Source organism: Janibacter sp. CFPM2_SD2, from assembly GCF_057364645.1.
In genome coordinates this window covers 1-9618 of record NZ_JBNFOF010000117.1, presented here as the reverse complement: position 1 = coordinate 9618, position 9618 = coordinate 1, and the positions used below count along the sequence as shown (strand labels likewise).

General features: G+C 71.9%; 7 protein-coding genes. 3 read left to right on the top strand and 4 right to left on the bottom strand.

Annotated elements, in window-relative coordinates; genetic code table 11:
- Both AC2W7J_RS11580 and AC2W7J_RS11575 read right to left on the bottom strand, forming a co-directional pair.
- On the bottom strand, nt 1–1614 hold a 1614-nt coding region (locus tag AC2W7J_RS11580), incomplete at its 3' end, for a hypothetical protein (protein ID WP_485982559.1).
- Complete coding sequence (locus AC2W7J_RS11575) at nt 1548–3857, bottom strand: alpha-(1->3)-arabinofuranosyltransferase domain-containing protein (RefSeq protein ID WP_485982557.1); 2310 nt, start codon at nt 3855–3857, stop codon at nt 1548–1550. The genes AC2W7J_RS11580 and AC2W7J_RS11575, both read right to left, overlap by 67 nt.
- A 149-nt stretch (nt 3858–4006) precedes the next feature.
- Between AC2W7J_RS11575 and AC2W7J_RS11570 the strand changes: the two genes are divergently transcribed.
- On the top strand, nt 4007–5263 hold the full coding sequence (locus tag AC2W7J_RS11570) for a lipopolysaccharide biosynthesis protein (protein ID WP_485982555.1): 1257 nt from the start codon (nt 4007–4009) through the stop codon (nt 5261–5263).
- 17 nt (nt 5264–5280) lie between these two features.
- Here the strand turns inward: AC2W7J_RS11570 and AC2W7J_RS11565 are convergent, their stop codons facing one another.
- Nucleotides 5281–6117 (bottom strand): class I SAM-dependent methyltransferase, encoded by an 837-nt coding sequence (locus AC2W7J_RS11565; protein WP_485982553.1) that lies wholly within the window; start codon nt 6115–6117, stop codon nt 5281–5283.
- On the bottom strand, nt 6117–6719 hold the full coding sequence (locus AC2W7J_RS11560; RefSeq protein WP_485982551.1) for a hypothetical protein: 603 nt from the start codon (nt 6717–6719) through the stop codon (nt 6117–6119). The genes AC2W7J_RS11565 and AC2W7J_RS11560 overlap by 1 nt, the downstream gene beginning before the upstream one ends.
- A 58-nt stretch (nt 6720–6777) precedes the next feature.
- Here AC2W7J_RS11560 and AC2W7J_RS11555 point away from each other — a divergent pair, with 58 nt between their 5' ends.
- Together AC2W7J_RS11555 and AC2W7J_RS11550 are read left to right on the top strand one after the other, a co-directional pair.
- Nucleotides 6778–8718: an acyltransferase family protein gene (locus tag AC2W7J_RS11555; RefSeq protein ID WP_485982549.1), complete on the top strand. Its 1941-nt coding sequence runs from the start codon at nt 6778–6780 to the stop codon at nt 8716–8718.
- 44 nt (nt 8719–8762) lie between these two features.
- The coding region (locus AC2W7J_RS11550) for a nucleotidyltransferase family protein (protein WP_485982547.1) at nt 8763–9618 on the top strand (856 nt) is incomplete at its 3' end.

Here is a 9618-nt window from a genome sequence, read left to right as displayed (position 1 = left end):
GACCTGGCGCCGCCGGGCGTCTCCCACTCGTCCTGCCGACGGCCGGACTCGCCGGACCTCGCCGATGCGGCGACGGGCGAGCGGGAGGAAGAAGATGACGAGGGCGGCGAGCAGCCCGAGACCGGACAGGACGAGACCGATGTCGGCGCGGGTCTGCGGGCCGTAGCGCACGGTGATCTGCTGTGCCTCGCGGCTGTCGACGTACCACCCGGCGGCGTAGCCGTCGACGACCACGGGGGCGCCGAGGTCGGTGCCGTCGGCGAGGGTGGCCTTCCACCGAGGGTCCTGCCCCTGGCCGATGGACAGGAAGTAGGGCCCGGTCGACGGGCCGACGTCGACGGTCATCGACGACGACACCGTGCTGCGGTGCACCTCGACGACGGGGGCAGGGACTGCCTCGGCCGCATCGCGCTGGCGGTCCTCGAGCGAGAGACCGTCGACCTGCACGCCGTCGACGGGTCGCACCCGGTGCTCCCCCCACGGGACGTCGAGGTTCCCGCAGCCGACCCAGCTCGTGGCCGGACCGGAGGGGCCGTTGATGAGCTCGGGGTCCTCGGGTCGCATCCGCACGGGCTCGCCGTCGAGCGTGGCGACGGTCGTGCAGGGCCGCGGCTGCGGGCCCCGGTCGATCGTGGCCCCGGTGTCGATCGTCGTGAAGCGCGGCGGGCGCTCGCCGTCGGAGTCGTCGGACTCGTCGATGCGCAGCCGCACGGTGCGCCCGCTCGTGCCGGCGGGTAGCTCGATCGTCGAGGTGCCGCGGCCGAGCTCTCCCTCGGCGACCTCTTCGCCGTCGACGAGCACGGTGGCCCGCGTCGCCCAGGCGGTGTCGCCCTCGTCTCCGGGCCCGCGCTCCTGGGTGACCGTGACCTGCGGGATCTCCCGGCGAGGGCCGGTCATCTGCCACCACGACTCGGTCATCTTGCCGCCCGGTACCCACGCGGTCCGGTCCGAGTCGTCGGCGGCCTGGGAGGCGCGGTTGGCCAGGGAGTCGAAGTAGGTGTAGCTCGAGCGCGCGCGATAGGTCGTGTCCAGACCCGAGAGCTCGTCGGCGAGCTCCTCGCGGTTGCCCTCGACCCGCACCCGTCCGCTCGTGGCGAAGGTGCGGTCGTCGGGCAGCGTGAAGTCGCGGCGCAGCCCCTGCTCGGCGTCGTCGGCCGTGTCGTCGGTGTTGGTGACCCGGGTGAGGAAGACGTCGAGGGGCGTCTGCGCGAAGGTCGAGCGTTCCGTCGACGACAGCTCGCCGTAGAGGTCGGTCAGGGTGCTCGGCAGCCGGGTCGTGCGCGTGGCGACGAGGTCCGGGTCGCCGAGGTCGATCTCCGAGACACCGACGAGGCTGAACCCCTCGCCGCGCAGGTCGCCGACGGTCAGCGTGATCGTGTCGGTGTGGGCACCCTCGAGGTCGACCTTCGCCACGCCGTCCTCGTCGACCTTCGCCGTCGTGCGGGTGTCGCCGGCGCGCACGTCGAGGTCGGCGATGCGCACGTCGCCGAGCGCGGTCGTGTCGACGGTCATCGTGTCCAGGGTGCGTGCCCGCGGGAGCTTCAGCGTCAGGGTCGTGCCGGGTGCGCGTCGGAAGTCACCGAAGAGCCACGAGGTCGACGGGTCTCCGTCGATGGCATTCTCGGCGACCCCGTGGGGCAGGTCGAAGAAGGCACCACCGGTCGAGGAGGCCTTGACCCGCACCCCCTCGCGCACGAGGGTGCTCTGGTCGTCGGCATTGCCGAGGGCCCGGGTGACGCCGGGGTCCTCGTCGGCCGCGAGCACGGCACCCTGGCCGGAGCGCAGCCGGTTGGTGATCGCCGAGCGGCGCTGGTTGGTGTCGGTGAGGACCATGCGGGAGTCAGCGGCGATGAGCCGTCGCAGCTGGTCGGGGGTGACGTCCTGCGCGTAGCGGATCGCCGGCGACTCCTCGAGCAGGCCGGCCCGGTCCATCGCCGGGACCGACCAACCGTCGCCCGCGACGACGAGGGTTCCGCTCGCGGGGGTCGCCCGCACGGCGGCGCGCGAGTCACGCACGCCGTAGAGCTGCAGCGGCGAGAGCACCGCCTCCTCCTGCGACTGCGGCGGCACCGAGCGGTGAACATGTTGTGCCCCGGCTCGCCGTAGTTGCCGAGGCCACGCAGCCCGGGGTCACCGGCGAGCGCACGCGCGGTCTCGGCCGGGCGGGCGCCGCCGTCGCCCTCCCACTCGACGTCGTGCCGCAGCAGGACCTGGTCGGCCCCCAGGTAGCGGGCGAAGGGAGAGACGTCACGGCTGCCGGAGACTCCGGACTGCAGCGTGTCGTCGAGGGCGGCGAGGAAGTTGCCGCCACTGGCCGAGGTGTTGGGCAGCGTCTCGGGGATCACCGCGTCTCGCGTGAAGAGCGAGTTAGGCAGGTCGTCCGGTCGCTCGAGGCTCCACCGGTAGCTCGATCGCGTCTGGCCCGGCAGGAGGAGCACGCGCTTGTCCGGGTCCCCCTTGTCGACCTCCTTGGCCGCCTGCCGCCAGTAGTCAGGGACGTCGAGGGGCGAGACGTAGAGGTTGCCGGTGACGGCCGGGGCGACGAGGGCGACGACCACGGCGGCTCCCGCAGCGCCGACGACGGGTGCCGCGATGCGGCCACGCAGCAGACGCGGCAGGGCGTGCACCAGCGCCCAGCCGATGACGAGGGCGAAGGCGAGGGCGAGCCCCGCGCCGATCTTGTTGGTCGTACGGAAGGCGACGAGCGGGCCGACGTGCTCCAGCACCAGACGCAGCAGCCATGAGAAGGGCGACCCGCCGTCGCCCCCGGGGTACAGGCCGACCATGATCACGGCGGCGATGCCCGCCCCGGCGGCCGCCAGCCGGGCGAGCCTGGCCGGCACCACCCGCAGCGAGAGCATGGCGGCAGCCGGCCACAGCATCGTCAGCAGGATGATGACGCCGCTCGTGAAGTAGACGGCGTACTGGGGCAGCCAGGGCCCGGCGTCGGAAGAGCCGTAGTAGGACCAGAGCCCGAGGCCGCGCAGCACCTCGACGAAGGAGCTCGTCCGGGCGATGCCGTCGAGGGACTCGGAGCTCTCGGCGATCTGCCCACCGGTGCCGCTCGCGGCAGCGCCCGGGATGAGCCAGTAGAGCGAGACGACGACGACGAAGAGCGCGCACTTGGCCAGGGCGGTGACGATCTCGCGCATCGTCAGGCCGCGCTCGGCCCGCACGAAGAAGATGAGCGGCACGATGAGCAGCAGCTGGAAGACGGGCACGACGCCGACGTTCATCCCGCTCATGCCGAAGAAGATCAGCCCGACCGCTGCCGGCCAGGCCCAGCCCGAGGGCTCGCGCAGGGACCGGGTGACGGCGACGAGCAGCCAGGGCAGCAGCGCCATCGGCAGGGCGATCGCCAGGGTGCCACCGGCGGCCACCGCGTAGGGGTTGGCGATGTACGCGGCACCGGCGACGAGACCGGCCCAGACTCCGGCGCGGGGCACGAGGGTGCGCAGCAGCCGGTTGGCACCCCAGGCGGCCAGCGCCCAGAGGATCAGGTGGTAGACCTTGAAGGCCATCTCGGCGTCGAGGCCGATCGCGCGCAGCAGCGCGGTGACGACGAGCACCGGGACGAGGCCGACGTTGAAGTTGGGCGAGCCGAGGTAGGGCGAGGAGGTCCACGCGGACAGGTAGCGCGGCAGCATCTCCCCCGGCGCGAGGTAGACCTCGGGCTTGATGTCGGTCTGGAAGACGCCCCAGCTGTTGGCGAAGACGACGACGCCGAGGAGCACGAGGAGCAGCAGCGCGACGGCGCGTGAGGTGCCGAGACGGGCCAGCCAGGAGGCCGATCGCGGGCTTCGCGAGGGGCGCCTGCGGGTCGAGCGGGCACGAGGGAACCGGAACCGGCTGCGCACCGGGACGCCTCCTCTCGTCGTCGTCAGGATGACGCACCTGCAGCACGCCGGACCCGGCCGATCCTAACCGACGGACACCCACGCGCTACCGGGGCGTAACATCGTGGCGGTCACATCCGACCCCTTCGTCCACGACCGTCAGGAGCACCATGCCCACGCGTGCTCGACGTGTCCTGCCCTTCGCCGGGCTGACGCTCGGGGTGGCCATGGGGCTGGCCAATGTCATGAGCTACGTCTTCGTGGCGCTCGTCTCCTCGACGCTCGGGCCGGCCGACTTCGGTGGCTTCTCCGCGCTCAACACCTACGGCGTGCTGCTCGCGATGCCGGCTGGTGCCTTCCAGGTCGTCGTCGCCCGACGCCAGACCACGACCGACCGTGAGATCGGCTCGCAGGTGACCGGACTCCTCCCGGCGCTGGCCGTCGGCTTCACCCTCGCTGCCGCCACGATCGCCGTCTCGCCCCTCATCCGCGACGGGCTGCGGCTCGACAGCGCGTGGTCGGTCGTGTGGATGGCGCTCATGCTGCCCCCGATGACCGTCACCGGCGCGCTGCAGGGAGTGCTCCTCGGACGCGAGTCCTACGGGCGGCTCTCGACGGTCTACCTCGTCACCGCCGGGACCCGGGTGGTCGCCGCCCTCGCCGCCACCGGGCTCGACTTCACGGTGGTCGAGGTCTTCGCGTCGATCTTCACCGCGTCGCTCGTGACCCTCGTCGTGGCCCTGGTCCTCACCCGTGCCGACCTGACGACAGGCCGGGCCGCACCGCGCCCGCTCGTGCTCCTCGCCGACCTCGTCCGCAGCAACATCGCCCTCGCCGGCCTCATGGCCCTGTCCAGCCTCGACGTCGTCCTGGCCCGCTCCGTCCTCGGCGACCACGACAGCGGCGCCTACGCGCTGGCCGCGCTCTTCGGCAAGGTCGTCTTCTGGGGCACCCAGTTCGTCGCGCTCGCCGTCGTGCCGTCGGTGGCGGGGGCGGACGAAGGGGGGCACGTGCGGGCCACCCTGCACCGCTCCGCCGCAGGAGTGCTCGCCATCGGCCTCGTCGTGGCACTCGGCTGCGCCGTCCTGCCGGGGCCGCTCGTCGCGATCACCGGAGGCAACGCCTTCGTCGACGCGGAGCCGCTGCTCGTGTGGTTCGCCCTCATCGGGACGTTGTGGGCGGTCATCCAGGTCTGGCTCTTCGCCGGGATGAGCCGCGACGACCACGTCATGACCCTCGTCGTGTGGGTGGCCGCGGGCGTGCAGAGCGCCCTCGTGCTGCTGTGGCTGCACGACTCCCCCGCCCAGGTGCTGACGGCCGTCGGCGGCACGGCAGCGGTCGTCGCCCTCGTCGGGCTGCTGCGCGTGCCGGGCGACGAGGTGACGCCGGGCCCCGGGTCGCCGAGACGAGCGAGGCGCTCGGCCTGACCCGGGAGTGAGCGCCGTCAGTCGATGGAGCTGGCCTTCTTCGACGGGTAGAGCTTCTTGGCGAGCGGGATGAGCTCGGGGAAGCGGTGGATCGCCTTCCACGCGGCCTTCTGCCCCGGCCCGAGCGACGCGAGGTAGGCCAGCCGACGCCAACGCACGTCCCACGGCTCCTGCGCACCGCGGGCGGTGGCCTCGTCGCGGCGGAAGCTCAGTGCGTGCAGGCCGTTGGCCCAGCGCGGGTCGTTGTTGGACGCAGCATCCCAGCGGCGCTCGATGCGCCACTGCGGGTGCGCCGCGACGAAGGCGTCGTGGGCGTCGGTCACCATCGGGTAGGTCGCGTCGTCGACGAGGACGACCGCCTCGTCCGCGAGCCAGGGCTCGATGATGCCGAGGGCCAGGTAGTGCGACAGGCCGGTGTGCTCGCCGTCGTAGAAGTAGACGCCGACCGGACGGTCGATGACCCCGGGGCGGTGCAGCAGGGAGAAGCAGTTGCCCTCGAGCAGGCGCACGTCGACGTCGCGGGCGTGCGTCGCGAGGTTGCGGTCGAGCTCCTCGCGGGCCTCCTGCCCCTGCATGCCGAACTCGAGGTAGTTCTCCACCACGTAGAAGGTCTTGCCGGAGATGCCCTGCACGGCGGCGGACATCGAGCGGCCCTTGTAGCTGCCGACCTCGAGGTAGCACTCGTCCTCGGGCAGCGCCCGGGCCGCGGCGTTGAGCACCGTCAGCTCGTTGACGGCGGTGTAGCCGTTGACCGTCTCGGCGATGTGCGCGAAGACCGGGTCGACGGGGTCGCTGGTCTGCGGGTCACCGTCGAAGGAGCGCTCGACCTCGGTGAGGAAGTCCTCGACCCGCATCAGCGCCAGCCGTCCGAGGACCAGTCGTCGTCCCGGCGCCGGCTGCGCGAGTCCAGGTCGAGATCGTCGTCACGCCGGCTGCGGCGCACGTCCTCGCGTCGCGAGGAGCGGGTCTCGTCGAGATCGAGGTCGCGCTCGGCACGCGTGTCGGTGGTGTCCCGGTCCTCGTCGGGCTCCCGACGCTCCCGGCGGGCACCGCGCAGCTCGCCCTCACCCCGACGACGGTCCCCGTCGTCGGAACGCAGGTCGATGTCGTCACCACGGCGGCGGCGCGGACGCTCGTCGTCCCACTCGTCCTCGTCGTCCCGACGCTGACCGCGAAGGAGCCACCCCGCACCCAGGCCCACGAGGGCCACGCCGGAGAGGCCCGAGTAGATCGCCTTGTTGCGGGCAGCCTTCTCCGGCTGGGCGCAGACGTTGTCGGCGTCGGTGTTGGGCGAGCTGGGCGAACCACACTTGAAGATGCCCTGGTCACCACCGGTCACGAGGGTCACCGGACTGGTGTAGAAGAAGATCGCCGCGAAGATCAGCGGGATGCCGAGGATGATGGCCAGGGGCGCGAACTGCCGCGTGGGCGAGATCGCCTCGGTGTGGTCGGTCATGGCCGTCATATTACCCACGAGTTGGGTCATAATGGGCCGCCCCCTTCGGAAGCAGGACATGTCCAGAGCAACGCAGCACGCCTCCCTGCCCTACCGCCCCGCCATCGACGGTCTGCGGGCCCTGGCGGTGGTGTCCGTCATCGCCTATCACGTCTACCCGCGGTCGGCTCCGGGCGGCTGGTTCGGGGTCGACATCTTCTTCGTCATCTCCGGCTTCCTCATCACCTCGCTGCTCCTCGCGCAGTACCGCGGCAACCGCGGTCGCATCGACCTCGTCGACTTCTGGCTGGCCCGCGCACGACGCCTGCTGCCCGCGCTCTTCCTCGTCCTCACCGCGGTCCTCGTCGCGGCCGCCTTCCTCACCCTCCCGGGGCGTCGGGGCAGCGTGGCCGGCGACGTGCTGGCCACGATCTTCTACGTCGCCAACTGGCGCTTCGTCTTCGGTGACGAGGCCTACTTCGGGCAGGTGGCCTCCCCTTCGCCGCTGCGGCACGCCTGGTCACTGGCGGTCGAGGAGCAGTTCTACATCGTCTATCCGCTGCTGCTCGTCGTCCTGCTGGCCATGCTCCGGCGCCGCGCCACGCTCGCCTGGGTGCTCGCCGGCCTCGCGGCCGCCTCGGCCCTGCTCATGGCGGTCCTGCACCACCCGGGGCTCGAGCCGAGCCGGGTCTACTACGGGACCGACACCCGGGTCCACCAGCTGCTCGTCGGTGCGGCTGTCGCGGCCTTCATCAGCGGCGGGCCGGGCGCCGTCCCACGCGACCTCGTGCGGACCGTCGACATGTGGTGCCGCCGTCTGGCGATGCCGGCCTTGCTCGTCGTGGTGTCCACCTTCTGGTGGGCCGACCGCGCGCAGAGCGTGATCCTCGAGGGGCTGGCCGTCCCGCTCTCGCTGCTCATCACCGTCGTCCTCGTCGCCGCCACGAGCCCCGTCGGCTCGATCACCCAACGCGTGCTCGCGCTCGAGCCGCTGCGCCGGATCGGCATGATCTCCTACGGCCTCTACCTGTGGCACTGGCCGATCGTCGTCTTCCTCAACGACCAGGTGCTGCCCCTGCCGACGGCGGCGATTGTCGCCATCCAGGTCCTGCTCACGGTCCTGCTGTCCTGGTTGTCCTACCGCTTCGTCGAGCGGCCGGTGCGCCGCAAGGGGGTGGCCGCACTCATCCCCCGCGTCCCCCGGGTGAGCCGGGTCGTGTGCTGGGCCAGCGCACCGCTGCTCGTCGTCGGCGCCCTCGCCCTCCCGGCCGCGTCACGGGCCGTCTCACCGACGCTGCAGGCCTCGGGCGATGTCGCAGTCGACAAGCCCCAGTACCGGCCCGCCCCCCGCATCACAGAGGTCGCACTCATCGGCAACTCTGTGCCGGAGAGCCTCATCACCACTGCCCGGTCGTCCGATCAGCCGGACCTCCGACTGATCGACCAGACCCACATCGGTTGCGACCCCCTCCCCGCGCAGAAGATCATCAATGGGCAACGCCAGCCCCAGGCCCCGGGATGCGACGAGTGGCGGGCGACCTGGCAGGAGCCCGGAGCCGAGCAGGACGCAGACGTCGTCCTCTACTTCGTCGCCCACACCCTGGTCACCGATCGAATGGTCGACAACAAGAGGGTCGTCGTCGGCACCCCGACGTGGGATGCGCTCATCGAGGACAACCTGGACGCGGCACTGTCTGCGTCCGGCAAGGGGAAGTTCGCCATCGTCAACCTCGCCTGCCACTCGATGCCCACCTTCAACAACGAAGAGCTGGAGCGGGTCAACGACATCCGCTACGTCAAGATCGTGAACCGCACCGTGACCGCCTGGGCAGACAAGCACGACGTCCCGGTCATCGACCAGTACTCCCTGCTCTGCGCCGGCGACAAGATGCACGACACGGTCAACGGCGTCCCGCTCTACGAGGACTCGATCCACTTCACGAGCGAGTCCGGTCCGATCTTCTGGCGCTGGCTGGCCCCGCAGGTGCAGGCGATCGCCCGCGGCGAGGACCCGTCCTGACCGGCGTCGCCGCGGTCGTCCTCGCCGGTGGCGTGGGCAGTCGGATGCACCCGCTGACGGCCGACTGCCCCAAACCTCTGCTGCCCGTCGGCCCGTGGACCCTCGTCGAGCACCAGCTGAGCGCCCTCGAGCGGGCAGGCATCCGCCGGGTCGTGCTGTCCACGGGCTACCGCCACGAGGACTTCCTCCCGCTCGTCGAGCGCTGCCGGGCGAAGGGGGTGGACCTCACGATGGTCGTGGAGGAGACCCCGCTCGGCACGGGTGGCGGTCTGCGGGAGGCCCTGCGCCGGTTGCCCGACGCCGACACGGTCGTCGTGCTCAACGGTGACCTGCTGAGCGGCCACGACATCGGTGCCCAGGTCGAGGGGCTGGTGGACTCCCCTTCGCACGTCGTCGCCTCGGTCCACGTGCGGGACGTCGAGGACGCACGTCCCTACGGCAGCGTCGTCGTCGGTCCCGACGGGATCGTCACGGCCTTCGTCGAGAAGTCACCCACCCCACCGTCGCTCACGGTCAACGCCGGCACCTATGTCGTGCGCCCCTCGCTGCTGACCCGCCTGCCCGACTCGGGGTCGGCCTCGGTCGAGCGCGACGCCTTCCCCGCCCTGGCAGCGCAGGGCGCGCTCGTCGCGCACCGGGAGGACGCCTACTTCCTCGACGTCGGCACGCCAGCGGCGCTCGTCACCGCGACCCGCGACCTGCTGCTCGACCCCTGGCCCGGAGCCGCCCCGGCGCCCCGGGGCGAGGCGCTCGTCCTCGACGGCGCCGAGGTCTCCCCCACGGCCGAGCTGACCGGCGGCAGCGTCGTGCACGCGGGTGCGGTCGTCGGCGAGGGGGCCCGGCTCGACTCGACCATCGTCCTCGAGGGTGGTCAGGTCGGTGTCGGCGCGCGGGTCACCC

Bases quoted from the DNA above. Each gene is read 5' to 3' on its own strand.
- AC2W7J_RS11570 (WP_485982555.1), top strand. From the start codon at position 4,007: ATGCCCACGCGTGCTCGACGTGTCCTGCCCTTCGCCGGGCTGACGCTC.
- AC2W7J_RS11565 (WP_485982553.1), bottom strand. From the start codon at position 6,117: ATGCGGGTCGAGGACTTCCTCACCGAGGTCGAGCGCTCCTTCGACGGT.
- AC2W7J_RS11560 (WP_485982551.1), bottom strand. From the start codon at position 6,719: ATGACCGACCACACCGAGGCGATCTCGCCCACGCGGCAGTTCGCGCCC.
- AC2W7J_RS11555 (WP_485982549.1), top strand. From the start codon at position 6,778: ATGTCCAGAGCAACGCAGCACGCCTCCCTGCCCTACCGCCCCGCCATC.